General features: G+C 31.0%; 25 protein-coding genes and 1 pseudogene. 18 read left to right on the top strand and 8 right to left on the bottom strand.

What is annotated here, in order from left to right; translation table 11 throughout:
• Positions 1-8 precede the first annotated feature (8 nt).
• Together pmtC and pmtD are read left to right on the top strand one after the other, a co-directional pair.
• Positions 9-881 (top strand): phenol-soluble modulin export ABC transporter ATP-binding protein PmtC, encoded by an 873-nt coding sequence (gene pmtC, locus AC1Q7N_RS06885; RefSeq protein ID WP_001830444.1) that lies wholly within the window; start codon positions 9-11, stop codon positions 879-881.
• Positions 881-1,612, top strand: coding sequence for a phenol-soluble modulin export ABC transporter permease subunit PmtD (pmtD, locus tag AC1Q7N_RS06880; protein WP_001830379.1), 732 nt, complete (start codon positions 881-883; stop codon positions 1,610-1,612). Before pmtC ends, pmtD begins: the two co-directional genes overlap by 1 nt.
• Before the next feature lie 130 nt (positions 1,613-1,742).
• On the opposite strand, the pseudogene AC1Q7N_RS06875 reads toward pmtD, so the two are convergent.
• A pseudogene (locus AC1Q7N_RS06875) lies at positions 1,743-2,233 on the bottom strand (thioredoxin family protein).
• 168 nt (positions 2,234-2,401) lie between these two features.
• On the opposite strand from AC1Q7N_RS06875, the gene AC1Q7N_RS06870 reads away from it, so the two are divergent.
• From AC1Q7N_RS06870 to AC1Q7N_RS06860, 3 genes are read left to right on the top strand one after another with little or no spacing between them, the layout of a single operon-like run.
• A complete protein-coding gene (locus tag AC1Q7N_RS06870; RefSeq protein WP_001830370.1) occupies positions 2,402-2,887 on the top strand; it encodes a hypothetical protein in 486 nt (161 codons plus the stop codon).
• Positions 2,888-2,939: 52 nt separating this feature from the next.
• Positions 2,940-3,497, top strand: a complete 558-nt coding sequence (locus AC1Q7N_RS06865) for a DUF1700 domain-containing protein (RefSeq protein WP_001830393.1) — start codon at positions 2,940-2,942, stop codon at positions 3,495-3,497.
• Positions 3,494-4,330 carry a DUF4097 family beta strand repeat-containing protein gene (locus AC1Q7N_RS06860; protein ID WP_002485135.1) on the top strand — a complete coding sequence of 279 codons (837 nt, stop codon included), beginning with the start codon at positions 3,494-3,496 and terminating at the stop codon, positions 4,328-4,330. Before AC1Q7N_RS06865 ends, AC1Q7N_RS06860 begins: the two co-directional genes overlap by 4 nt.
• A 53-nt stretch (positions 4,331-4,383) precedes the next feature.
• On the opposite strand, the gene AC1Q7N_RS06855 is transcribed toward AC1Q7N_RS06860, so the two are convergent.
• Positions 4,384-5,424: a C45 family autoproteolytic acyltransferase/hydrolase gene (locus AC1Q7N_RS06855; protein WP_001830433.1), complete on the bottom strand. Its 1,041-nt coding sequence runs from the start codon at positions 5,422-5,424 to the stop codon at positions 4,384-4,386.
• 379 nt (positions 5,425-5,803) lie between these two features.
• On the opposite strand from AC1Q7N_RS06855, the gene AC1Q7N_RS06850 reads away from it, so the two are divergent.
• Positions 5,804-5,974 (top strand): hypothetical protein, encoded by a 171-nt coding sequence (locus AC1Q7N_RS06850; protein WP_001830431.1) that lies wholly within the window; start codon positions 5,804-5,806, stop codon positions 5,972-5,974.
• Between the two features lie 213 nt (positions 5,975-6,187).
• On the opposite strand, the gene AC1Q7N_RS06845 is transcribed toward AC1Q7N_RS06850, so the two are convergent.
• The gene (locus AC1Q7N_RS06845) at positions 6,188-6,586 is read right to left on the bottom strand and encodes a YolD-like family protein (protein ID WP_001830427.1); all 399 of its coding nucleotides are present in this window, start codon (positions 6,584-6,586) and stop codon (positions 6,188-6,190) included.
• A gap of 235 nt (positions 6,587-6,821) precedes the next feature.
• Between AC1Q7N_RS06845 and pglS the strand changes: the two genes are divergently transcribed.
• Complete coding sequence (pglS, locus tag AC1Q7N_RS06840) at positions 6,822-7,850, top strand: 6-phosphogluconolactonase (RefSeq protein WP_002468109.1); 1,029 nt, start codon at positions 6,822-6,824, stop codon at positions 7,848-7,850.
• A 111-nt stretch (positions 7,851-7,961) separates the two neighbouring features.
• On the opposite strand, the gene AC1Q7N_RS06835 is transcribed toward pglS, so the two are convergent.
• The 3 genes from AC1Q7N_RS06835 to AC1Q7N_RS06825 form a co-directional block, all read right to left on the bottom strand.
• Positions 7,962-9,341, bottom strand: a complete 1,380-nt coding sequence (locus tag AC1Q7N_RS06835; RefSeq protein ID WP_002494628.1) for an aldehyde dehydrogenase — start codon at positions 9,339-9,341, stop codon at positions 7,962-7,964.
• Between the two features lie 299 nt (positions 9,342-9,640).
• On the bottom strand, positions 9,641-10,570 hold the full coding sequence (locus AC1Q7N_RS06830) for a manganese-dependent inorganic pyrophosphatase (RefSeq protein ID WP_002494627.1): 930 nt from the start codon (positions 10,568-10,570) through the stop codon (positions 9,641-9,643).
• 54 nt (positions 10,571-10,624) lie between these two features.
• A complete protein-coding gene (locus tag AC1Q7N_RS06825; RefSeq protein WP_002489459.1) occupies positions 10,625-11,179 on the bottom strand; it encodes a cysteine hydrolase family protein in 555 nt (184 codons plus the stop codon).
• A 191-nt stretch (positions 11,180-11,370) separates the two neighbouring features.
• Here AC1Q7N_RS06825 and AC1Q7N_RS06820 point away from each other — a divergent pair, with 191 nt between their 5' ends.
• Positions 11,371-12,468, top strand: coding sequence for a glycosyl hydrolase family 28-related protein (locus tag AC1Q7N_RS06820; RefSeq protein ID WP_002470308.1), 1,098 nt, complete (start codon positions 11,371-11,373; stop codon positions 12,466-12,468).
• Positions 12,469-12,920: 452 nt separating this feature from the next.
• On the opposite strand, the gene AC1Q7N_RS06815 is transcribed toward AC1Q7N_RS06820, so the two are convergent.
• Both AC1Q7N_RS06815 and AC1Q7N_RS06810 read right to left on the bottom strand, forming a co-directional pair.
• Positions 12,921-13,724: a chorismate mutase gene (locus AC1Q7N_RS06815; protein WP_001830419.1), complete on the bottom strand. Its 804-nt coding sequence runs from the start codon at positions 13,722-13,724 to the stop codon at positions 12,921-12,923.
• Between the two features lie 18 nt (positions 13,725-13,742).
• The gene (locus AC1Q7N_RS06810) at positions 13,743-14,810 is read right to left on the bottom strand and encodes a nitric oxide synthase oxygenase (protein WP_001830408.1); all 1,068 of its coding nucleotides are present in this window, start codon (positions 14,808-14,810) and stop codon (positions 13,743-13,745) included.
• Between the two features lie 191 nt (positions 14,811-15,001).
• Here AC1Q7N_RS06810 and AC1Q7N_RS06805 point away from each other — a divergent pair, with 191 nt between their 5' ends.
• From AC1Q7N_RS06805 to AC1Q7N_RS06760, 10 genes are all read left to right on the top strand, one after another.
• Positions 15,002-16,471, top strand: coding sequence for a nicotinate phosphoribosyltransferase (locus tag AC1Q7N_RS06805; protein WP_001830368.1), 1,470 nt, complete (start codon positions 15,002-15,004; stop codon positions 16,469-16,471).
• Positions 16,464-17,291, top strand: a complete 828-nt coding sequence (gene nadE, locus AC1Q7N_RS06800; protein ID WP_002455874.1) for an NAD(+) synthase — start codon at positions 16,464-16,466, stop codon at positions 17,289-17,291. The genes AC1Q7N_RS06805 and nadE overlap by 8 nt, the downstream gene beginning before the upstream one ends.
• Positions 17,292-17,364: 73 nt before the next feature.
• The gene (locus AC1Q7N_RS06795; protein ID WP_001830398.1) at positions 17,365-17,991 is read left to right on the top strand and encodes a DUF2179 domain-containing protein; all 627 of its coding nucleotides are present in this window, start codon (positions 17,365-17,367) and stop codon (positions 17,989-17,991) included.
• Entirely contained in the window at positions 17,975-18,154 is a 180-nt protein-coding gene (locus tag AC1Q7N_RS06790; protein ID WP_001830380.1) for an NETI motif-containing protein, read from the top strand. The genes AC1Q7N_RS06795 and AC1Q7N_RS06790 overlap by 17 nt, the downstream gene beginning before the upstream one ends.
• A 411-nt stretch (positions 18,155-18,565) precedes the next feature.
• Entirely contained in the window at positions 18,566-19,861 is a 1,296-nt protein-coding gene (gene purB / locus AC1Q7N_RS06785; RefSeq protein ID WP_002440416.1) for an adenylosuccinate lyase, read from the top strand.
• Between the two features lie 124 nt (positions 19,862-19,985).
• Positions 19,986-20,288: a YerC/YecD family TrpR-related protein gene (locus tag AC1Q7N_RS06780; protein ID WP_001830443.1), complete on the top strand. Its 303-nt coding sequence runs from the start codon at positions 19,986-19,988 to the stop codon at positions 20,286-20,288.
• A 323-nt stretch (positions 20,289-20,611) separates the two neighbouring features.
• The gene (gene pcrB, locus AC1Q7N_RS06775; protein ID WP_001830396.1) at positions 20,612-21,304 is read left to right on the top strand and encodes a heptaprenylglyceryl phosphate synthase; all 693 of its coding nucleotides are present in this window, start codon (positions 20,612-20,614) and stop codon (positions 21,302-21,304) included.
• Positions 21,301-23,490, top strand: a complete 2,190-nt coding sequence (gene pcrA, locus AC1Q7N_RS06770) for a DNA helicase PcrA (RefSeq protein ID WP_001830418.1) — start codon at positions 21,301-21,303, stop codon at positions 23,488-23,490. Before pcrB ends, pcrA begins: the two co-directional genes overlap by 4 nt.
• Before the next feature lie 3 nt (positions 23,491-23,493).
• Positions 23,494-25,491, top strand: coding sequence for an NAD-dependent DNA ligase LigA (gene ligA / locus AC1Q7N_RS06765; protein WP_001830451.1), 1,998 nt, complete (start codon positions 23,494-23,496; stop codon positions 25,489-25,491).
• Between the two features lie 19 nt (positions 25,492-25,510).
• Positions 25,511-26,719: a CamS family sex pheromone protein gene (locus AC1Q7N_RS06760; protein WP_001830442.1), complete on the top strand. Its 1,209-nt coding sequence runs from the start codon at positions 25,511-25,513 to the stop codon at positions 26,717-26,719.
• The last annotated feature ends 9 nt before the right edge of the window (positions 26,720-26,728 follow it).

Here is a 26,728-nt window from a genome sequence, read left to right as displayed (position 1 = left end):
GGTCTATGATGAAATTACAACATATTACCAAAAAATATGGTCAAAATACTGTTTTAGACGATATAGATTTTGATTTCGGCGAGAGTCAAATCGTTGGTCTTATCGGTAAAAATGGAGTTGGTAAAACAACTTTGATGAAGGTCATGAATAATAACATCATTAACTATCAAGGGAAAGTCGACATGCCTAAAAGTGAGAATGTTGGTTATTTAATTGAGCATCCTAAGTTATATGGAAACAAGACAGGTTTATTTAATTTAAAATTATTTGCACAAGTATTAGGCGATGGTTTCGATAAGGAATATGCAAATCATATTATTGAAGCTTTTGGAATGAAACCATATATCAAGAAAAAAGTTAACAAATATTCAATGGGAATGAAACAAAAATTATCAATTGCAGTTTCATTAATGAATAAACCTAAATACTTAATTTTAGATGAACCTACAAATGGTATGGATCCAGATGGTTCGATAGATGTATTAAAGACAATTCAATCACTTGTTCAACAATTAGAAATGAAAATATTAATCTCAAGTCATAAATTAGAAGACATTGAATTGATTTGTGATAGAGCAGTATTTCTTAGAGATGGTAAGTTCGTTCAAGATGTAGATATGAAAGATGGGGGACCAGAGGATAGTACTATTCTTACTTTACAAAAAGATGACTTTAATAAAGCTTTAGATTCTCTTTCTGAAAACTTTAAAGTACAGCAGTCTCAAAAAGAATCGGGAGAAATTATCATTAAAGCTCAAAATGATTATAGAGAGTTACTTAAATCGTTATCCCAACTAGATATTTATCCAAAATATATTGAAACACGTAAAAGTTCACTACGTGATACTTACTTTAATATTAATCAAAGAGGTGATAAATAATGAAGAGCTTACAATTAGTCAAATATGATTTAATTAGTATACTTAAAAGTCCGTATACTTATTTAGCATTTATACTTGTAATTGGAATGACGGTATTCCAAGCTAGCATGATGGCAAATTATAGTTCTGCACATAAAGTTAATATAGATATGGTTTTTAATTTAGCTAATTGGCTTTTCTTGTTTGCTGGTCTTTTATTCATTATAAAAACAATAACAAGAGATTACTCACAAGGTACTATACAATTGTTTATGAGCAGAATAACTAGCAGAATGGGCTATATCATTACTAAAACAGTATCTATTGTATTAATTTCATTCTTATTTACAATTATTCACTACTTGGTAATAATTATTATACAATCTACAACTAAAAGTGAAAAAATGGATGGAGATAGATTTTTAAATAATATTTGGTTTTACCTTATTTTCTTTTTATTCTTTGGATTATTCTTATTACTAATCACTTTAATAGTAGAAAAACCTGCTGTCATATTTACTCTAGGTATTTTTTTAATACTCATCGTTCCGTTTATTCAGCCATTTATTCCAATGATTCCGAATATTGGCGATGATATTCAGGATTCATTTAAATATATACCATTTACGTATTTAACTGAAAAAATGACTGGTGAGATTAAATTCTCTAATTGGCAATGGTTTATCTCTATTGCATCAATAGTGGTCTTATTTATTGCAAATATGTTATATGCATCAAAGAGGGATATTTAAATAGTAAAATGTGGAGAAGTTAGTTAAGTGATTTAAACATATAAAAATTGTTTAGTCATTAACTAAAATTTATGAGGCGTATTTTATAGGGTGGGACGTAGAATTCATGATGAGTTCTGTCCCACTCGTTTTATTTATATAAAAGTTGATTAATTATTGAGTAAAAATCAAAATTAGGATGGGTTTTATCTGGCAATTTATTACTTCTAATTTTATTGACAAAACTTTGTACTTTTTTGCTCTTGGTCTCCAAACTGTCAATTGTTCGAATGAATCGTTCATGAAGACAAAGATAGGGATAGCCCTTGATTTACCATTTGTTAAATATTGATCAATCAGATGTGTATCATCATCTCTATGAAATACTCTTGCTATGATGTTCAGAAATTCAATAGTATGCTTTAATATTGGAATGTTCATCATGGCATCGCCACACCAATCCTCTTTAATTATAAGCACCTTATAATAATTCGATTCTCTTAATTGATTTAAACGTGCATCATTAAGTGGCAGGTGGAAGAAATTATAAATGGATAATAAATTGTCTTTACTTTCTTGTATTTTATTAATGAATTCATTGAGTGTTTGACTTTTATTAAAATAAGTTTCTAAATTTCTTATATAAAACCCCTCCCTTGAATAATTTAAAATGTTATATCAATTTTTTGAGTTTAAAGAAATTAAAGTAACTTAATATATGTATATTAAATAATGTGACTATCTTGTTAGATGAAACTACATTGTGCATATGCTATATTAATTAGAACAAGAGTGAAAGTGGTGACTCAGGTGCGAATTCAAAGTAGATGGTTAATATTCGCTATTTTTTTAACTGGAGCTATTTCTTTATTGATAGGTTTGACTTATTACAAAAGTATAAAATCTGTGGATTTATCTGGTTACAGTGTGAATCAAATTAGTTTAAATCATGGTTTTAATCAAAAAGGATTTGTGGTTAATAAGAAAATTAAATTAGATAGATATACCTTTTACAATGATAAAAATCATAAAGATTTTACAGTAAAAGTAAAAAATAAAACGCATAAGGTTAAAGGCATGGTTTTAGTCAAAGATGATAAAGTTGAAACAAATTTTGGTATTAAAATGGGTGACCCAATTGATAAAGTCATCAATAAATTGGGAGAAAACTACAAGATTAATAAAGTAGGGAAAAATTATCACTCAATGACTTATGTAGACCGTTTTAATAAATTAAAATTAAACATTTTATATAAAGATAACATTGTTAAAAGAATTGAGTTCTTTAGTAAATAATAATCAAAAAGTATTAGATATTTTTTAGTTCAGATTGAGAGCGTGCGTAAATATGGATAAAATAACCTTCTTAAATGAATTAGAATTAGCTTTAGATGATTTACCTAGGGAAGAAAAAGATAGTATTATGCACAAGTATGAAAACTTGTTCTATGAAGAAGAATTGAAAGGGATTAGTGAATCACAAATTATAAAAAAGTTAAATGATCCTTATCATATTTCCAAAGAAGTAAAAGCTAGAAGTGCTATTCATTATGCTAGTTACAAACCAACCTTAGCAAACATAGTAAGAGCAATACTAGCATCGTTAAGTCTTGGTATTTTGTCGTTATTTATTATTTTAATACCGGTTGTTATCATTGCATTACTTATTCTATTCTGTTTCCTTATTTCTATTTGTTTTATCTTTGCACCATTTGTTTTATTATTTTATTCAGTATTACATGGTTTCGAAAATGCTATAAGTAATGTGTTTTTTTCAATTTCTTTTACAGGTTTAGGAATTATGTTTATTGTTATTACTTTGAAAATTGGTGAAATAATTCATAAACTTATTTTGAAATATCTTCTTTGGTATATAAAGACTGTTAAAGGAAGCGTTAAAGAATGAAAAAGCTTTTTATTAGTGGTTTAATCATATTTATTATTTTCTTTGCTAGTGGTGCTATGACGTGGTTTACTATAGATAAAAATAAATACGATAATCGACATTATACCAAAACAATAAATAGCAAAATTGAACATTTATCTATAAGTACAGTAACAACCAATGTTAATATAATTTCTGGAAAAAAATTAGCTGTTTATTTTACTGGAGATAATAAAATAAATGTTACAAAAAATAATAAAAGGTTAAGTATTAAAGAAAAACGTGCAGTAGATAGAGGATATGGATTAAATTTTAATCCATTTCACTCAAACAATAGAAAGCTAACAATTGTTGTACCAGAAAAAGACCTTAAATCTCTTAATATTCAATCGTTATTGGGAGAAATTGATTTAAATCAAGTGAATTTGAAACATGTTTCATTGGAAACAGATAGAATTATACAACTTAAACGATCTGAACTCAATCAGGTAAACATCGAATCTTCTAAAGCAAATTTTTATATTACAGACTGTTTAATCAGGGAAGGTCGTATGAAGCTTGATAAGGGTATAACTCATGTTAAAAATAGTACATTAAGTGATACTGTTTTCTTGGTTAATAGAGGAGATATTTCTATGACGGACATGAAATCTAACAATGATATAAAAGCTTCTACACAAAGAGGTAATATTAATTATCATTTTGGCGAAAAACCTAAAAACACTTTGCTTAAACTTCATCCTGGTCATGGAAATAAAGAAATTAAAAATCGATATTTCGATAAAGGAAAAGTGGGAAATAGCGATAATATATTGGAATTTTACACTGTAGATGGCGATATTAAAATTGAATAAATAATATAAATTATTCGACCCTTTGATTTATCAAGATAGGGTCGAATTTTTAATTAGTATGTGGCAAAAGTTAATGGTGTATCTATTTCGCCTTCAAAGTAATTTATATTCAATTTCTTTCCTTTTAACCAATTAGAAAAATTGATTGAGGTTGGATGACTGTTTTGACCTAATGCCATCCATGCTATTAATGAATTAGGTTCATATAGTGAAGTATGAATTGTACCAGACCAACTTTTAAATAGGTTGCTATAGATTTCGTATTGCGGGTCGTTAAATAATTTGAATGCGATATCTTTGTTTGTAGAAGGAGTTGTTTTATTTATTACACGATTTAAGCGTTCTTTAGATTCTCTTGTATAGTTTCTATTTTCATGGGTAAGCAATTCAAAATGATTTGTGCATATATGTTCATACCTTACATCTATTGATCGAGGTGTAACTTCGACAATGGCATAATTCGAATGTCTATCCATTAGTATATAACTGAATGAACTACGATGCGGTACTTCCTTTAAAAATTTGATTGCTTCAGTTACATTTTTGCAATTTTCAAGTATTAGCCGACCAACCATGTAACATACAAATCCATTTGCAGGCTTTTTACGATGCATAAAATTATATGCCATAACTAAACCATACTCGTTCATACCATCCATTCTACCAGTCACTCTTGAAGTCGGTCCTATTTGAGATAATCCCCCGTCATTAGGTTGAAATAATAAGTATCTACCATCATATGTTGCAGGATGATAATCATAATTTCGGACTAAAAAATCACGACCTTTATATACTGTGCAACCACTGTCCTTTAAATCAGTAAATCGATAATGGCCAAAATTTAAAATCATTTGTTTTGTAGGTAGATTCAATACATCTTGCATACCAATTATTTCTTCCCAAATCTGTGGCGAATAGATTTGAAATATATCATAGGTTTCCTTGACATCAATATCAAAACGTGGAATTCTCTTTCGCCATTCTTTATTTCGATTTTTTAATAAAGGAGTGGTTTGTAACCAAAGAGCAGTCTTTACTCCTAAATCATAGTGAGAACCACGATGAGTCATTATATCAGAACGTACTTTTTGCATTTTATAATCTCTCCTTATATTTTTACTTCAATGTAATATAAAAGTAACTTATTATTAATTGAACTTGATTTACGTAAATCATACAATCTAAATTAAGATAATGACATTATCTCAATAGGAGTGATCATTCTGAATATTGATAATTACAAAGTAATCACTGATAAATTAAAATCTTGGTTGCTAAGTTAATCTGTGTGTACCATGATTAAAGAAATCATTTAATTGTTTCATTTTAAGCATCTTTAGTTGATATATTATCATAATTTATATTCATATTTAGAATAATTACCCGTAAAAAGGGTATATATTTAATGATAAAGTTAAGTATGCTATCATTATGAAATGTAGCTATGCATATTAATTATAGAGGTGAAAACTAATGTGGAACTTTATTAAAGGATTATTCAAATTTGTCTTTAGTTTATTAGCTATTACTACAGTAGTAGTAGGCATCGGTGTAGTTGCCTTTGCTTATATTTTTAAAAAAGACTTTGAAGATATCGAAAGAAAAACGAAAGAAATCGTTTCTGATATCGAAAACAACAATTAATTTATAATAATTTAGGAATAAGCCTGTACATCATTGAGATGTGTAGGCTTATTTTTATTAGTTGATTTTACCAATTATCAGTCAAAATTAATTATTGAATTCTAAAATTAATAATTAAATGATTTCATTCAGAAAGGCTTTAGATAACACTAAGTATGTTGGTGGTTATATAAGTGTAAAATGAGAAATTCATAATAAATTCTCTTGTACTCTTTATATAAAAGAAATATCTATAATATCTAAAAATGAAACTTTATGACGTTCTCTTGAATGAGGAGCAGTACCTTCAATCTCATAATTTATTGAATCAATCCGATGTACAATGAGCTCTATAAAGTTAATATATCCTTCTTCGTAATATTTGATATTGACTGGGCGTGATTGTTGTAGTGCTTCATGTAAATGTATATTTAGTTGCGAAAGTTGGTCGTCTGAAAGCACTGGTCTGCTCACTTTATTTTGATCTATCATATATTGATAAATTGTTTCAAACTGTTCTGGTAAAGTTGCGAATGGTGCCCATTTAACCATACCACGACCGGTAGGAATATTTTTATCTAGCATGTCTCGTGGTATATTACGGTAATCCATTTCATTAAATATATCTTTCATTATTCAATCACCTTAATCCTTATAGTTTCATTATACGAACATTTGTTCTGTTTTTCAATATAAAGTTTTTGGCATTATAATTGTTCGTGATGTTTTAGTATGATCGAAGTAATTTCTAATTTGATTTCGTTATCATAAGTAGTAAGTTAATAAGTAAAATGACTTTTCGTTGTAAATTAAACATACTTAAAGGTAAAATTGAATCAATGATTAATGATTTTATGGAGGTTTTGGTATGACATTAGGTTATATAGGTTCTTATACTAAAAAGAGTGGTAAAGGTATATATCGCTTCAAACTAAATGACGAAACAGGAGTTATTGAAGCGTTAGAAACTGGTTATGAAATTGAAGCGTCAACTTATCTTACTCGTAATGAATCGTTTTTATATGCGATTACTAAAGAAGGTGAAGAATGTGGTGTAGCTAGTTTTAGTATTAAAGAAGATGGACAACTGGAATTAATTAATAAATGTCTAGAATCAAAACAGGGAACTGGTTGTTACATTCAAGTGTCTAGTAATGGTAAATATTTATTTGAAGCGGTTTATGGTGCAGGACTTGCAAGGATTTATAAATTAAATCAAATTACGGGAGCAATAGAGAAATTAATAGAAGAACTTGCGCATGAATTTCCAACTGGCTCACATGAAAGACAAGATTCATCACATGTTCATTTTTTAAATGAAACACCTGATCATAAGTATGTTGTAGCTACTGATTTAGGTACAGATAGAGTTGTAACATACAAATTTGGTGAGGATGGTTTAAAACAATATGCAGTTTCTCAATTCAAAAATTCAGACGGGCCTCGCCACATCGCTTTTAGTAATGATGGACGACACGCGTATATCGTTCACGAGCTATCAAATGAGGTGAGTGTTACAGAATACCAAGACGGTAAGTTCATTGAGCTAGAGAGACATTCAACTATTCCAAGTGACTTTAACGGGGAATCGAAATTAGCAGCAGTGAGACTATCACATGATGGGAAGCACTTATATATAAGTAATAGAGGGCATGATAGTATTGCTATATTTGAAGTTTTAGAAGATGGCAGATCACTGAGAAGTATTGAAATACAACCAAGTTACGATGCCTTTCCAAGAGACTTTAATATAACTGAATCAGATAACTATTTAATTTGCGCACATCAAGAAGGAGAATCAAAAGTTTCAATTTTTGAACGTGATAACATAACTGGTAAACTTTCATTAAAAGATAAAAAAGCTATAGCAAATGAAGGTGTTTGTGTACTACTATAAGATGTCTTTGAATAATAGAAAAGTGATATAAAAAGCCCTTGAGTGATTATGAGATAAAAAAACAAAACTCTGTATATCACTCAAGGGCAAATCATATGGAGATAACTAACACTAGTTCTTGAAGAAGGTTTTAATATATTTAAATTTACCTTTATATGGAGGGAAAAATAAACTCGATTCTAGACGTGTAGATTTAAATGTGTATGATTTCATATGACTAAATGTATCAAAAGAATACTTACCATGATATTGACCTATGCCTGAAGAACCTACACCACCGAAAGGTAAGTTAGGATTAGCTAAATGCATTAACGTATCGTTAATTGCACCGCCCCCAAATGATAATTCTTCAACCACTCTATGTGTCATGTTTTCATCTTCGCTAAAAAGATACAAACTTAGTGGTTTTGATTTACTTTGGATGATTTCAAGTACTTCATCGAAATTATCATAAGTAATAATAGGCAAAATGGGGCCGAATATTTCTTCTTTCATGATTTTATTGTCATTGGTTATGTTATCCAATAAAGTAGGTTCAATATATAAATCTTCTTTAGAACTATTACCTCCAAAAACAACATTATCTTTATGAATTTGAATCAAGTCATTCAACCGATTAAAGTGTTTTTGATTAACAATCCGTCCGAAATCAGGGCTTTTTTCAATATTTTCTCCGTAAAATTCAATAATTGTTTTTTTAAGAGCTTTTATTAAATCATTTTTAACTTTCCGCTGAACTAATATATAATCTGGAGCGACACATGTTTGACCAGCATTAGTAAATTTACCAAAACTAATACGTTCACTCGCTACTTTGATATTGGCTGTATCATCGACAATGACAGGTGATTTACCGCCAAGTTCAAGAGTAACTGGAATTAATTTTCTTGCTGCAGCTTCATAAACAATTTTTCCGACTTTTTCACTGCCAGTAAAGAACATATAATCAAATGGTAAACTTAATAACGCTTGGGTTTCTTCAATGCCACCTTCAACAACAGAAACGTATGCTTCATCAAATGTATCTTCAATGATGTCCTTGATCACAATGGCAACATGAGGTGTTAACTCTGAAGGTTTAACTATAGCAGTATTTCCGGCAGCTATTGCTCCGATGAGAGGCTCGAAAACTAATTGAACCGGATAATTAAATGGTCCTATAATAAGCACCGTACCGTAGGGTTCTTTTTTAATATAACTCTTTGTAGGGAATAAGTAGAGTGGTGTATCCGTTTGTTTGGTTTTCGACCAATTTTTTAACTCTTTGCGCATTAACTTTATGCTTTTCAAAAGCATACTAATTTCGGTTGCGTATGCTTCAACCTTACTTTTACCTAAATCTTTATATAAGGCATCTAATAATTCATTTTCATGATTTTTGATATTTTTACTTAGTAATTTAAGTTGTTGTTTTCGAAATTTAAGGTTTTTTGTTTTATGCGTATTAAAAAAAGCTTTACTATTGTTAAATTTATCTCTAATTATTGTCATAAAATTACCTCCAAATTATTTTTTTGGTAAAGAGGTTGAGATAGTCCTGAATATATTAAATGAGAACATAAAAAGATTAGTGATTATTTCTTCTTAAATATAAAAATTTTGTTTAAAAAGTTACAAAAAGGGAGTGGAATAGAATTCATATCGAATTCTTAGTCCACTCCTGAAATTTAGAACTAACAATTTAATAACACCTGATATCAATGTGTTATTAAATCAATCAACTACTGAGAAATTACTCTAGGATGAAAAAATATATCATGGGCAACAATATAGTTTTAATGCTTTTAAAGTTATTGAGTTAAAACTTCAGTGATTTGAGGAACAACTTGTTTTTTTCGTGATACAACGCCAGATAAGAAAGCCATACCATCATCTAGTTGTACTTTAAATGCTTCTCCAACTTTATCTTTTTCAGCACCAACTACAAGGATTTTAGAATCGCTGTTAATAATATCAGTAACTACAAGAACGAATAAATCGTATTTTTCATTGGCACTCATTTCTAACATAACTTTTTCAAATTCCTCTTTACGATCTAAAACTTCATCAATATCTACAGTATTGACTTGAGCAATACGTGTTACATAATCTCCCATATTGAATGATTTAGCATCCATATTGACAAGTGTTTCAGCAGATTTATCTGTAGTTGAAGCACCTGCTTTTAACATTTCTAAACCATATGCTTCTAAATCAACATTTGCAATATCTTTAAGTGCTTGAGCAGCATCTACATCTTCTTTTGTGCAGGTAGGTGATTTAAATAATAAACTATCAGAAATTATAGCTGAAATCATAAGTCCAGCGATTTCTGGTTTAATTTCAAATCCACGTTCTTTATACATTTTATATAAAATTGTTGCACTACAACCAACTGGTTCTGCTCTATAGTATAAAGGGCCAGCTGTTTCAAAGTTAGAAATTCTGTGATGATCTATCACATGTTTAATTGTAGCGTTTGAAATAGTATCTGCACTTTGTTGAAACTCGTTATGGTCGACTAAAATAACATCTTGTCCTTTTAAATCTTCGTTTAATAATTCTGGAGCTTCTACGTTAAAATGATCTAGTGCAAATTGAGTTTCCGCACTTATTTCACCTAAACGATAAGCTTTTGCTTCAGTATTACCAGTTTGTTGCTCAAAATCAGCCATAATTAAAGCTGAAGAAATAGCATCAGTATCTGGATTTTTGTGCCCGAAAATAAAAGTTTTTGTCATTTTCAATATCTCCTTATACATATATTGTTAATCATATTTTATCATGATTGTTGTTTATTCTTCTACTTTTGCACCAAGAGAATTTTTAAAATGGGAGAGTGCCCATTGATGACCATCTTGATTAAAAGATGCTACGCCTCTAATTGGGATAGTGATGTTATAACCTAAATTGTATGCTGAAACAGCGGTATGCAAAATACAAATATCCGTGCAAACACCCACAATTTCAATATCATTGATTTGTCTTTCACGTAATAAACTATCTAATGGTGTACCGTAGAATGAATCGTATCTCGTTTTATCTAAATAATGTACATTCATTTGGTCTTTAATTGAGTTGTATAATCTACCTACCTCGCCATATAACTCACGACCTGGTGTTTGATGAATATTATGATTGGGGAATAATTTACTTTCAGGATGAAATTTATCATTTTCATAATGCAAGTCCATTAGGAAAAATATTTCCTGTTGATTATTATGATAATTTTTTATACGCTGAGTAATAAAAGTTTCAATTTCTTGTCCAGGTTTGCCACATGTTAATTTACCATTATCGTCAATAAAATCAAAAGAGTAATCTACAATGATTAATGCTTTGTTACTCATTAGAACAGCCTCCCAATATGTGTTTAAAAAGCGTTAGATTGGTATATTTATATAAAGCTAAAACTTTTGTAATCGTTTAAATTAAATTGGCAGTAAAAATATACACCATAATTAAAACGAAATGTAATTATAGTATATAGACTTTACTTTAAGCACACAATCATTATTTAAAATATATGAGGAGTTATAACATGTTTATCAATGCAAAAGATTTCGGATTAAAAGGAAAAAGTAAATATAAGGATACAAGAGCGATTCAAAAAGCATTAAATTACGCAAAAAAAGGCAGACACACTGTTTATATACCTAAAGGAACTTATTATATCAGAAAAGCTTTAGTTATTTATGATTCTACAACATTGTTATTGGAAGAAGGTGCAACACTTTTAAGAAAAGGGAAAGATGCATTATTAAAAAATGGTAGACGCTTAAAGCTATATCATGGCTATAATGGAAATAGTCACATTTATATTAAAGGAGGAACTTTTGATATGAATGGAGGCGAATATCCATATAATAATACAGCCATGTGCATGGGACATGCAGAAGACATTCAAATTTTAGGTGTAACATTCAAAAATATTGTTGGAGGGCATGCACTCGACGCATGCGGAATCAATGGTTTACACATATCAGAATGTGAATTTAAAGGATTTCTTGATATTGATGGAGATCGTTCTTTTTCTGAAGCAGTACAATTGGACATACAAGTACCTGGTGCTTTTCCTAAATTTGGAACTACAGATGGAACGATTACGAAAAATGTTGTCATTGAAAAATGTTATTTTGGCTGTTCAGATCATCCTAAAATGAAAGCGTGGAATAGAGCTATTGGCTCTCATGCCAGTAGATATAACTGCTATTATGAAAACATTCATATCAATCAAAACATCTTTGATAATTTAAATGAGTATGCTTTAACTCCTCTAAAGTCAAAAGACACATTTATTACAAAAAATAAATTTATAAATTGTAATGGTGGAATAAGATTTCTTGGAGTGAAGGATGGTAAAAATGCTGCCGATCCTATTACAGGACAAGTGATGGAAACTCAAGCTGGTGAGAATTTCAATGTGATAGGTAATACTTTTATTGGTAAGATGAAAAGAGATGCGATTCATATTAGAAGTTATCATCACGTCCAACATCAAAACGTTTTTATAGCGGCAAATCAATTTGAAGATGCTTCACAATCAATACATTTAGAAAATATTAATGGACTTACTTTAAATCAGGAACAAACAAAAATCAAAATCAAGAGTATTGATGTGAAAAACATCAGTAATTAAAGATTTAGAAATATATTAATCATATAGTAAAAGCATAAGAGTACAATCGTTAATAGGTAAAATGATTACTGAAGTTTCCATTGGTAGAGTAAGTTGAGTCATGTCATAATTTTTATACTTAGGGCACCTTGTTAATTTAGTTTAGTGATGTTTATTAAATTATACGAAAGTGCCTTATTTTTTTAGAGTATTTCAATGTAAAATTACATATAAGAGCAAAGTATTTTGGCGAGACTCATGAGGGAACAGGACAAGCTGAAGACTTATATAGGCTGAAGCTGTCTCATAAGAAAGCGAGCCAACAATACAAAGTATTGTAAATAAAGAAGCCAGTAAATGAATTTATAAAAACTCATTTACTGGCTATTTTCTAGGAATTATGTCCTGGCCTCTTATTTTATGAAATTGTAAAAAATATTGTATTCACAAGAATTTTTACAATTCATGTAAAGTTAGTTTTTCTTATTAAAAGCGCCGATAATTTTAACTTGAAAATCCAAAGTCTCTAAAATTGAAATAATTTTATTCACATCATTATTTATAGCAGTATCGGCTTGAACATAAAAATGATACATACCTAATTGAGTTTTAAGTGGTCTAGATTCAATCCACGATAAATTTATGTTGAATAAAGTAAAAGTATTTAAAACACTAGCTAAAAGTCCTGGCTTATCATACTTAGGCGTGATAAGGAAGATAGTTGTGTTTGGATGTTCAATAAAATGAGTATGATTTTTCACTACTAAAAATCTAGTTACATTATGAGGGTAATCTTGTATATGTTGATCTAAAGTATGGTAGCCATAAGTTTCCCCACTCCCAAGAGGAGCTATTGCTCCAATACCATCTTTTATCATGTTAAGGCTTTGAATAGTGCTATCTACATAATCATAGTCAAACTGTTGACGATGAATGTAGTTTATTGTTTGACTGATTGCTGGAGCAATTGAATATACTTTATGAATATCATCAAGTGAATTTGAATGATGACCGTAAAGTGAAAAATCTATATCTAGTTGAATTTCACCATGTGCGTATACATCATGATGTGCTAATGAATCAGCGACAATGTTAATAGTACCTTCAATAGAGTTTTCAATAGGGACAATTCCGACAGCCTGTTTATCTTTAGATACGGATTGAATGACTTCATGCAAGTTAGATAATGGAATGAAGTCATACTGTTCATGTGATTCAAATTGCTTAGCGGCTAGATATGAAAAAGTTCCTTTAGGTCCTAGATAATATAAATGCATTATGCCACCTCGTTTAAATTAATGGAAAGGGCACTTCATAGGTTCTTCTTTTTTATAGAAGAAATTCGTATGATGCATTGTATTATCATATCCATGATGATAGTTAGAAGTTAAAGTTGGTGAAAGTGGAGGTGCCAGCCAAGACCACTTACCAGTAACATCTCTGTTTTGTTGATGTTCATTTCGTTCAAACATTTCAAATTGCTTCGCTGCAGTTAAGTGATCAACAATAGAAACACCATCAGCTTTAAATGAATGATACACAGCATGATTTAACTCTACGAGTGCTCGATCTTTATTAAATGAATTATTTTTAAGTGTATCAAATTCAAAAGCTTCTGCAACTTTTTCTAAAAGATTATAACGATAGGTGTCTGTGAAATTACGTACAGCAATTTCGGTTACCATATACCATCCATTAAAAGGTGCTGTAGGGTAAGTAATACCACCGATTTTTAAATCCATATTTGAAATAATAGGTACCGCATACCATTTTAAACCTAATTTTGAAAGCTTGGGATAGTGTTCATGATGTATAGAAACTTCTTTTACAATATCACTTGGAAGTTCGTGTATTTTTATAGTGTCGTTAGGCAATTGATAAATCAGAGGTAAAATATCAAAATTTGAACCTTTACCTTTCCAACCTAGATGTTCAGCTAAACGAGTAACCTTTTTTTCAGATGGATCGCCAACATTTTCATAACCAGCATAACGAATCAACTGATTATTATAAATTTTAGGTGTATCTTCAGGACTAAAAATTGTAATATATGGTTTGATTTTTCCACCGTTAGTAGCTTCTTTAATATGTGTATGTATAAATTTTATAAATTCTTTTTCGTCACATACATCTCGGGCATCTTTAACATTTAAAGAACCCCAAAACAGTCTACCAATACAACGATTTGAGTTTCTCCATGCCATTTTTGCACCGTAAGATAATTCTTCATAAGTATGTGTGTAACTACCAGTCAAGTTAATTTCTTGCTCAATCTCTTTCATTCTATTTTCAACTTCATTAGTATTATATTTTAATTCGCTATACATGGTCTGAATAAATGATCTTGCTTTATCTATTAGCATTTAAAACACCTCAATCGTCATTATACGTGAGCATATACTGTTTCTTGAATAATATAGGTAATTGTCATAAATTTGTCGACACTATATTAGAATTTATTAAGAAATAAATGTAAATCAAACATGCAAGTACCTACTATATATGAATTATGATAAAATAATTGTAAATATTTAAGTCGATTGGAGATGTTAAAGTGTACCAATATAACGACGATAGCTTAATGTTACACAATGATTTATATCAAATTAATATGGCTGAAAGCTACTGGAATGATGGTATCCATGAAAGAATAGCAGTGTTTGATTTGTATTTTCGAAAAATGCCATTTAATAGTGGATATGCGGTATTCAACGGATTGAAACGCGTTGTGAATTTCATCGAAAACTTTGGGTTTACAAATGAAGATATCACATATTTAAAATCGATAGGTTACGAAGAAGATTTTCTAAACTACCTAAAAGATTTGAAATTTACAGGGAATATTAAATCTATGCAAGAAGGTGAAATTTGTTTTGGTAATGAGCCATTATTAAGAGTTGAAGCACCTTTAATCCAAGCGCAACTTATTGAAACTATTTTGTTAAATATCATTAATTTCCAAACATTAATTGCAACTAAAGCCAGCCGAATTCGTCAAATAGCAACGCATGACACTTTGATGGAATTTGGTACAAGAAGAGCTCAAGAGATCGATGCTGCACTGTGGGGCGCTAGAGCAGCCTTTATTGGAGGGTTTGATTCTACAAGTAATGTTAGAGCAGGAAAACTTTTTAATATACCTGTATCTGGCACACATGCACACGCACTAGTACAAACATATGGTGATGAGTATATAGCATTCAAAAAGTATGCTGAGCGACATAAAAATTGTGTGTTCTTAGTTGATACTTTCCATACTTTAAAATCAGGAGTACCAACCGCAATTAAGGTTGCAAAAGAGTTAGGAGATACTATTAATTTTATAGGTATCAGATTAGATTCTGGTGATATTGCGTACCTATCTAAAGAAGCTCGTAGAATGTTAGATGAGGCTGGTTTTACAGAAGCTAAAATTATCGCATCAAATGATTTGGATGAGCAGACTATTACAAGTTTAAAAGCACAAGGCGCTAAAGTTGACGGATGGGGAGTAGGTACAAAACTGATTACAGGATATGATCAACCAGCCTTAGGCGCAGTTTATAAATTGGTTTCTATTGAAACAGATGATGGCACAATGAGTGATCGCATTAAATTATCAAATAATGCTGAGAAAGTTACTACACCAGGCAAAAAAAATGTTTATCGTATTATTAATAATAAAACAGGCAAGGCTGAGGGCGACTATATTACGCTAGAAGGTGAAAATCCTAATGACGAATCTCCATTGAAAATGTTCCATCCTGTTCACACTTACAAAATGAAGTTTATTAAATCATTTAAAGCGGTTAATCTACATCAATCTATATTTGAAAATGGCAAACTTGTATACCATCTTCCAGATGAATATGAAGCTCAGGACTATCTTAAAAATAATTTAAGTATTTTATGGGAAGAAAATAAACGATATCTTAACCCGCAAGATTATCCAGTAGATTTAAGCACTAAATGTTGGGAAAATAAGCATAAGCGTATTTTTGAAGTTGCTGAACACGTTAAAGAGATGGAGGATGAAAATGAGTAGATTGCAAGATGTTGTGGTTAATGAAATGAAAGTAAAAAAACAAATTGACAGTGTAGAGGAAATCCAGGAAATTAAGCAATTTATTAAAGCGTATGTAAAATCACATTCATTTATACAAACTCTTGTTCTTGGAATATCAGGTGGTCAAGACTCTACTCTAACAGGTAAGTTAGCACAATTAGCAGTAAATGAATTGAAAGAAGAGGGACGTAACTGTAAATTTATAGCAGTGAAATTACCTTATGGTGTGCAACAAGACGCTCATGAAGTAGAAGATGCACTTGAGTTTATTAATCCTGACACAACATATACAGTTAATATTAAACCAGCAGTTGATCAGAGTGTTCAATCACTTAGTGAAGCAGGCATCAAACTTACTGATTTTCAAAAGGGTAATGAAAAAGCACGTGAACGAATGAAAGTTCAATTTTCAATTGCTTCTAATACTCAAGGTATAGTTTTAGGAACTGATCACTCTGCCGAAAATATTACAGGATTTTACACTAAATATGGAGATGGTGCTGCGGATATTGCGCCTATCTTTGGGTTAAATAAAAGACAAGGTAAACAATTACTAGCTTATCTAGGAGCACCTAAACACCTTTATGAAAAAGTGCCAACAGCTGATTTAGAAGATGATAAACCTCAGTTACCAGACGAGGAAGCACTAGGCGTATCTTATCATGATATTGATGATTATTTAGAAGGTAAAGAAATTCCTGGAACTGCTCGTGAAACAATCGAAAAACATTATGTTAGAAATGCACATAAGCGTGAACTTGCTTATACACGATATTCATGGCCTAAATATAACAAATGAAAATTTATAAGTGACAAAATGATTGGCGACTGATAAAATAATCTGGATTTAAAAGTAAGAAAAGAGGAATAATATGTCAGCAATTGCTCAAAATCCATGGTTAATGGTCTTAGCAATTTTTATAATTAATGTATGTTATGTCACATTTTTAACAATGAGAACGATATTGACTTTGAAAGGTTATCGTTATGTTGCAGCAGTAGTTAGTTTTATGGAAGTCTTAGTTTATGTTGTTGGTTTAGGGTTAGTAATGTCTAGCCTAGACCAAATCCAAAATATTTTTGCTTATGCATTAGGATTCTCAGTCGGTATTATAGTAGGAATGAAAATCGAGGAAAAACTTGCGTTGGGTTATACAGTTGTCAATGTTACTTCATCGGAATATGAGTTAGATTTACCAAATGAATTAAGAAATTTAGGGTATGGTGTAACCCACTACGAAGCATTTGGTAGAGATGGAAGTCGAATGGTAATGCAAATATTAACACCAAGAAAATATGAATTAAAGTTAATGGATACTGTCAAAAACTTAGATCCCAAGGCATTTATTATAGCGTATGAACCAAGAAATATTCACGGAGGATTCTGGGTTAAGGGTGTACGTAAACGTAAACTGAAAGCTTATGAACCAGAACAACTGGAAGTTGTAGTAGATCACGAAGAAATAGTAGGTGGTAGCTCAAATGAGCAAAAAGTTTAGAGTTGAAGATAAAGAAACAATTGCAGATTGTCTCGACAGAATGAAAAAAGAAGGGTTTATGCCAATACGTCGTATTGAGAAACCAGTTTATAAAGAGAACAAAGATGGCAGTATAGAGATTTTAAAACAGGATATTATATTTGTAGGTGCTTTAATCCAATAAATATGATTAACTATAGAATGTTAAAGCCTAGGACACTCACTATTGTCCTAGGTATTTTTATGCATTGATTACTGATAATAATGTTAATGCCGGTCTTATATCAATTGCTTTTAGACACTTGGTAATTCAACTGAAATGAGTTACTCTAGAAATTTTACAGGCGAAACGAATTGGAAATTTTATACTAAAAATTAAATAAAGCATTATCTTACATCTAACTATAGTTTTTACCAGATTGTGTTTCTAGATTGATTCAAATAAAATAGTAATAACTAGATAAACACTTATACATTTTAATCAAGTTCTGTTAAACTATAGATGAAAGCTTAGAAACGAACTTTTCTTATAAAAAATGTGATAATGTACAGTTTTTGTAGGAGCTATAATACATACGATAGGAGTTTACAAAGAATGATAGAACGTTATTCAAGAGATGAAATGTCTAGTATTTGGACGGATCAAAATCGCTATGAAGCATGGTTAGAAGTAGAGATTCTAGCGTGTGAAGCATGGAGTGAGTTAGGTTATATTCCTAAAGAAGATGTAAAAAAAATTCGTGAAAATGCCAAAGTAAATGTTGAACGCGCTAAAGAAATTGAACAAGAAACACGACACGATGTAGTTGCATTTACACGCCAAGTTTCTGAAACTTTAGGTGATGAACGTAAGTGGGTACATTATGGATTAACTTCCACTGATGTAGTTGACACTGCCTTAAGTTATGTAATTAAACAGGCAAACGAAATCCTTGAAAAAGATTTAGAAAGATTTATAGATGTATTAGCTGCCAAAGCTAAAAAATATCAATATACATTGATGATGGGGCGTACACATGGAGTTCATGCTGAGCCTACAACTTTTGGCGTAAAAATGGCTCTTTGGTATACTGAAATGAAACGTAATCTTAAGCGTTTTAAAGAAGTGCGTAAAGAAATAGAAGTAGGGAAAATGAGTGGAGCAGTAGGAACATTTGCCAATATTCCACCCGAAATTGAGGCTTACGTATGTGAACATTTAGGAATAGACACTGCAGCTGTTTCTACTCAAACATTACAAAGAGATCGTCATGCTTATTACATTGCTACATTAGCACTAATTGCTACATCAATGGAAAAATTTGCAGTAGAAATTCGTAATTTACAAAAAACTGAAACTAGAGAAGTCGAAGAGGCATTTGCAAAAGGACAAAAAGGATCATCAGCAATGCCACATAAAAGAAATCCAATCGGTTCTGAAAATATTACAGGTATATCTCGTGTGATTCGAGGATATATTACTACTGCATACGAGAATATACCTTTATGGCATGAAAGAGATATCTCTCATTCTTCTGCAGAACGTATCATGTTACCAGATGTTACAATTGCTCTAGATTATGCACTTAATCGATTTACGAATATTGTTGATCGACTAACAGTTTATGAAGATAATATGAGAAATAATATTGATAAAACGTATGGTTTAATCTTCTCACAACGCGTACTACTAGCATTAATTAATAAAGGCATGGTACGTGAAGAAGCTTATGATAAAGTTCAACCTAAAGCAATGGAATCTTGGGAAACAAAAACACCATTTAGAGAGCTAATTGAACAAGATTCATCTATAACTGACGTTCTATCAAGTGAAGAATTAGATGATTGCTTCGATCCTAAGCATCATCTTAATCAGGTCGACACTATATTCGCGCGTGCTGGTTTATCTTAATTAAATCAAATTTAATACAAGACAAATGATTCTAATTTCCTATACATTTTTCATGAAACTACTACACTTTAACGAATTAGTAAGTTAAAATAATGAGAGAATATTTGTATAGGGGTTGTTCGAGATGCAAATTGAAAAATTAAGAGGTCAGTCATTAGATGAATTATTTGATGCGATCTTAGCACTAGAAAACAGAGAAGAATGTTATCAGTTTTTCGATGATTTATGTACTGTAAATGAAATACAGTCATTATCTCAGAGACTTCAAGTTGCTAAAATGATTAAGCAAGGTTATACTTATGCAACTATTGAAGAAGAGTCTGGTGCATCGACTGCAACGATTTCTAGAGTAAAGCGTTCGTTACAATGGGGTAATGATGCTTATACAATGATTTTGGATAGACTAAATATTGAAACAAAGGCATAAGAATGCATATACTTTCGTATGATTTCAGTGTTTCATTTAATACATTAATAGCTTTGAAAGATTTATTGAAATCTTTCGAAGCTATTTTTTAATGAAGATAAATTTTTAAAGATAATTAATTTAAGCATTCTATCTGATTTATTATAACGAATTTACACAGTATCTAGTTATTGAATTTAGTAGCAGTATAGTCATTTTTGCTTAAAGCATATGTTAAATTACATATGACTTAAAATCATATAGGATTAACTTATTTAGTCTTTAGAACTTAAAACTTAAAAATGCTATAATTTAGGGTATGTTAAATAAAGGAGTTTCATAAAATGTACGACATAACCAAGTGGAAACATATGTTTAAATTAGATCCGGCTAAATCAATTTCGGATGAAAATTTAGAGGCACTGTGTATGTCTAACACTGATGCAATAATTATTGGTGGGACAGATGATGTAACAGAAGATAATGTTATTCATTTAATGAGTAGAGTAAGACGTTATCCGTTACCACTTGTCTTAGAAGTTTCGAATGTAGAAAGTGTGATGCCTGGTTTTGATTTCTATTTTATTCCAACAGTCATGAATAGTAAGGATACAAAATATCATAACGAAATTTTACTAGAAGCCCTTAAAAAATATGGACATGTGATTAATTTTGATGAAGTTTTTTTCGAGGGATATGTCGTTCTAAACGCAAATAGTAAAGTTGCAAAAATTACCAAAGCTTATACTCAATTAGGTATAGAAGATGTCGAAGCATATGCACAAATGGCAGAAGAATTATATCGATTTCCAATCATGTACGTAGAATATAGTGGCACATATGGAGATGTTGATAAGGTTAAAGCGATTGCAAATATGCTTCAACATACTCAATTATTTTATGGCGGTGGTATAACAAACATTGACAAAGCTAACGAAATGTCTAACATTGCGGATACCATTGTTGTCGGCGATATTATATATAACGACATTAAAAAAGCATTAAAAACTGTAAAGATAAAGGAGTCTAATAAATGAATGCGCTAGTAAAAAATATGAATTCAGAGCAAAGTGAAGCGGTTAGAACAACAGAAGGCCCATTGCTTATTATGGCAGGTGCTGGATCAGGAAAGACACGTGTGTTAACACATCGCATTGCGTATTTATTAGATGAAAAAGATGTATCACCTTATAATATTTTAGCTATTACGTTTACAAATAAAGCAGCTAAAGAAATGAAGGCGCGTGTCGAACATCTTGTGGGAGAAGAAGCGCAAGTGATTTGGATGTCCACTTTTCACTCTATGTGTGTAAGAATTCTGAGAAGAGATGCTGATCGTATTGGCATTGAAAGAAATTTCACTATCATTGATCCTACCGATCAAAAATCAGTGATTAAAGATGTATTGAAAAGTGAAAATATAGACAGTAAGCGATTTGAGCCACGTATGTTTATTGGTGCAATTAGCAATTTGAAAAATGAATTAAAAACACCTGAGGATGCTCAAAAAGAGGCGAATGATTTTCACTCTCAAATGGTTGCAACGGTTTACAAAGGTTATCAAAGACAGTTATCACGTAATGAAGCACTCGACTTTGATGATTTAATTATGACAACTATTAATTTATTTGAACGTGTACCCGAAACTCTAGAATACTATCAAAATAAATTTCAATATATACATGTAGATGAGTATCAAGATACCAATAAAGCACAATATACCTTAGTAAAACTATTAGCAAACAAATTTAAAAATTTATGTGTTGTTGGTGATTCTGACCAATCTATTTATGGTTGGAGAGGAGCTGATATACAAAATATTTTATCTTTTGAAGAGGACTATCCTGAGGCAAAGACAATTTTCCTCGAACAGAACTATCGTTCAACTAAGAATATTTTAAATGCTGCAAATGAAGTTATAAAACATAATTCTGAACGTAAACCTAAAGGTCTATGGACTGCAAATTCTGGAGGAGACAAAATTCAGTATTATGAAGCTATGACTGAAAGAGATGAAGCAGAATACGTTGTTAAAGAAATAATGAAGCATCAACGCAGTGGTAAAAAATATAGTGAAATGGCTATATTATATAGAACAAATGCCCAATCACGTGTACTTGAGGAAACATTTATGAAATCAAATATTCCTTATACAATGGTTGGGGGTCAAAAGTTCTATGACCGTAAAGAAATTAAAGATTTACTTAGTTATTTAAGAGTTATTGCTAATAGCAATGATGATATTAGTTTGCAACGTATTATTAACGTGCCTAAACGTGGTATTGGACCTTCATCTGTTGAAAAAATCCAAACCTATGCACTTCAAAATAATATAAGTATGTTTGACGCATTGGCTGAGGTAGATTTTATAGGTCTCTCTAAAAAGGTAACTCAAGAATGTATCAGTTTTTATGAAATGATTCAAAATTTAATCAAAGAACAAGAATTTCTCGAAATTAGTGAAATCGTAGATGAAGTACTACAAAAATCAGGCTATAGAGACATGCTTGATCGAGAACAAAGTATTGAATCACGAAGTCGATTAGAAAACTTAGATGAATTTATGTCTGTACCTAAAGATTATGAGGAAAATACTCCTTTAGAGGAACAATCACTTATTAATTTTCTAACAGATTTATCATTAGTTGCTGATATTGACGAAGCAGATACACAGAATGGTGTAACATTGATGACAATGCATTCAGCAAAAGGTCTTGAATTTCCTATAGTTTTTATTATGGGAATGGAGGAGTCGTTGTTCCCACATATCAGAGCAATAAAAAGTGAAGATGATCATGAAATGGAAGAGGAACGTCGTATTTGTTATGTAGCAATTACACGAGCAGAAGAGTTGCTTTATATCACAAATGCAACGACCAGAATGTTGTTTGGTCGTTCTCAATCCAATATGCCATCTCGATTTTTAAAAGAAATCCCAGAAGACCTACTTGATAGTCATACCGGTCAAAAAAGACAAACTATATATCCCAAATCTCAACCTAAAAGAGGTTTTAGTAAGCGTACTACATCAACTAAAAAACAAGTTTCATCATCTGATTGGAAAGTAGGAGATAAAGTTATGCATAAAGCATGGGGTGAAGGGATGGTTAGTAACGTGAATGAAAAAAATGGATCTGTAGAGTTGGATATTATATTTAAATCAGAAGGTCCAAAACGATTATTAGCTCAGTTCGCACCAATAACAAAGAAGGAGGACTCATAGGGGATGCAAGGTGTTAAAAAGCGTGTGGAAAAATTACATGACTTATTGAATCAATATAGTTATGAATATTATGTACAAGATAATCCCTCAGTGCCTGACAGTGAGTATGATAAGTTATTACATGAGCTGATTGAAATTGAAGAAAAATATCCAGAATTCAAATCGACAGACTCTCCAACAGTGCGTGTGGGTGGCGAAGCTCAGTCTTCTTTTGAAAAAGTAAATCACGACACGCCTATGTTAAGTTTAGGTAATGCTTTTAATGAAGAAGATTTAAGAAAATTTGATCAACGTATTCGTGATAGTATTGGTAAGGTCGAATACATGTGTGAACTTAAAATAGATGGTTTGGCTGTTTCGCTCAAATATGAAAATGGTCGTTTTGTTCAAGGACTTACACGTGGTGATGGTACGACAGGTGAGGATATCACTGAAAATCTAAGAACTATACATGCTATACCACTAAAAATTAAAGAACCTCTCAATTTTGAGGTCCGTGGGGAAGCTTATATGCCACGTCGTTCATTCATTCATTTGAATAATGAAAAAGAACAAAATGGTGAACAACCTTTTGCAAATCCACGAAACGCTGCTGCAGGCTCTTTAAGACAACTTGACTCTAAACTAGCTGCGAAAAGAAAGTTAAGCGTCTTCTTATATAGTGTGAATGACCTAACCGAGTTTAATGCAACAACACAAAGTGAAGCGCTAGAGGAATTGGACCAATTAGGTTTTAAAACTAACCAAGAACGTGAACGAGTATCAGATATTGAGGGCGTACTTAATTATATAGAGAAATGGACAAGCAAAAGAGGATCTTTATCTTACGATATTGATGGTATTGTTATAAAAGTTAACGATTTATCTCAACAAGAGGAAATGGGTTATACGCAAAAATCTCCAAGATGGGCGATTGCTTATAAATTTCCAGCTGAAGAAGTTATTACAAAATTATTGGATATTGAGCTAAGTATTGGGCGTACGGGTGTTGTGACACCAACTGCAATTCTAGAACCTGTAAAAGTAGCTGGTACTACAGTTTCAAGAGCCTCACTTCATAATGAAGATTTAATACATGAAAGAGATATACGTATCGGAGATAGTGTTGTTATTAAAAAAGCCGGGGACATCATCCCTGAAGTTGTAAAAAGTATTTTAGATAGACGACCTAACGAATCGGAAATTTATCATATGCCAACACATTGTCCTAGTTGTGGACATGAATTAGTTCGTATTGAAGGAGAAGTTGCTTTACGTTGTATTAATCCAAAATGTCAGGCACAGCTTATTGAAGGACTTATACATTTCGTTTCAAGACAAGCGATGAATATAGATGGTTTAGGTACTAAAATTATTCATCAGCTATACGAAAATCAGTTAATCAAAGATGTCGCAGATATTTTCTATTTGAAAGAAGAAGATTTATTACCATTAGAGAGAATGGGAAAGAAGAAAGTTGATAATCTTTTATTAGCGATAGAAAAATCTAAAGAACAGTCATTAGAGCATTTATTATTTGGACTGGGTATTAGACATTTAGGTGTAAAAGCTAGTCAAGTACTTGCTGAGCGATATGAAACGATGGATCAACTTTTTAAAGTAACTGAAAGTGAATTAATTGAAATTCAAGATATTGGAGATAAACTTGCACAATCTGTTGTAACATATCTCGAAAATAGTGATATTCGTTCATTAATTGAAAAATTAAGTAATAAAAATGTTAATATGTCTTATAAAGGAATTAAAACAACTGAAATCGAAGGTCATCCTGATTTTAGTGGGAAAACAATTGTATTAACAGGGAAACTCGAGCAAATGACGAGAAATGAAGCATCTGAATGGTTGAAAATGCAAGGTGCTAAAGTTACAAACAGCGTGACTAAAAGTACTGATATTGTCATAGCTGGAGCAGATGCAGGGTCTAAATTAGCCAAAGCTGAGAAGTATGGTACTGAAATTTGGACTGAAGCAGCATTTATTGAAAAACAAAATGGAATCTAATAATTAGAGGAGTACGTGAATGAAGCGAACAATATTTTTACTCATGTCGATACTGTTATTATTAACGGCTTGCGGAGATGGACATAAACAAACTTCATCAGATAAAGAACAAAGTGAACATAAGGATAACCATAATAAAAATCAAGTGAAACAAATAGCGACTGATAAAAAAGTTCAAGGTGATAACTATAGGACTATATTACCCTTCAAAGAAAGCCAGGCTCGTGGATTATTACAAGATAATATGGCAAATGGTTATAATGGAGAAGATTTTGAAAGTGGTTTACTAGAATTAAGTAAAGAAATCTTTCCAACAAATAAGTATTTATATCAAGATGGACAATATTTAGATAAAAAAACGATTAATGCATACTTAGATCCGAAGTATACGAAAAAAGAAATTGACAAGATGAGCGAAAAAGAAAAGAAAAGCAAAAATGCTAATGAGAATCTTGGACTCAATCCATCTCACAATGGTGAAACAGATGAAGAGAAAATAGCTGAAAATTCTCCAGCCTATCTTTCAAATATACTCGAGCAGGATTTTTATGGAAATAGTGATTCTAAAGGTAAAAATATAAAAGGGATGACAATTGGTTTAGCCATGAATAGTGTTTATTATTACAAAAAAGAGAAAGATGGCGAAACATTTAGTAAAGATTTATCTGATAAAGAGATTGAAAAGCAAGGTAAACAGATGGCTAGTGAAATGCTTTCTCGTTTACGTGAGAATAGTGATTTGAAAGATATTCCTATTCATTTTGCTATCTATAAACAATCAAGTCAAGATTCCATTACACCAGGTGAATTTATAGTTGGTACTACGGTTGAAGAGGGTAAAACTAAAATTAACTCTTGGGATAATATTAATGAAAAAGCAGCCTTAATTCCTTCGTCAACTGCAGCTGATTATGATGAAACGCTGAATAATAACTTTAAACAGTTTAATGATAATTTGCAATCGTATTTTTCAAACTTCACACAAGCAGTTGGTAAGGTTAAATTCGTAAATAAAAAAGCTAAACAACTTACAGTTGATTTGCCTATAGATTATTACGGACAGGCAGAAACGATAGGTATTACACAATATGTTACAGAGCAAGCCGAAAAATATTTTGATAAACTAGATGAGTATGAAATTAGAATCAAAGATGGAAATACTCCACGTGCTCTCATTAGTAAAACTAAAGACGATAAAGAACCACAAGTTCATATCTATCATAATTAGTTACTGATG

Source organism: Staphylococcus sp. GW823-FHT05F06, assembly GCF_058795495.1.
Note: the sequence above shows the minus strand (reverse complement) of the source record. Positions and strands in the feature narration are given on the sequence as shown.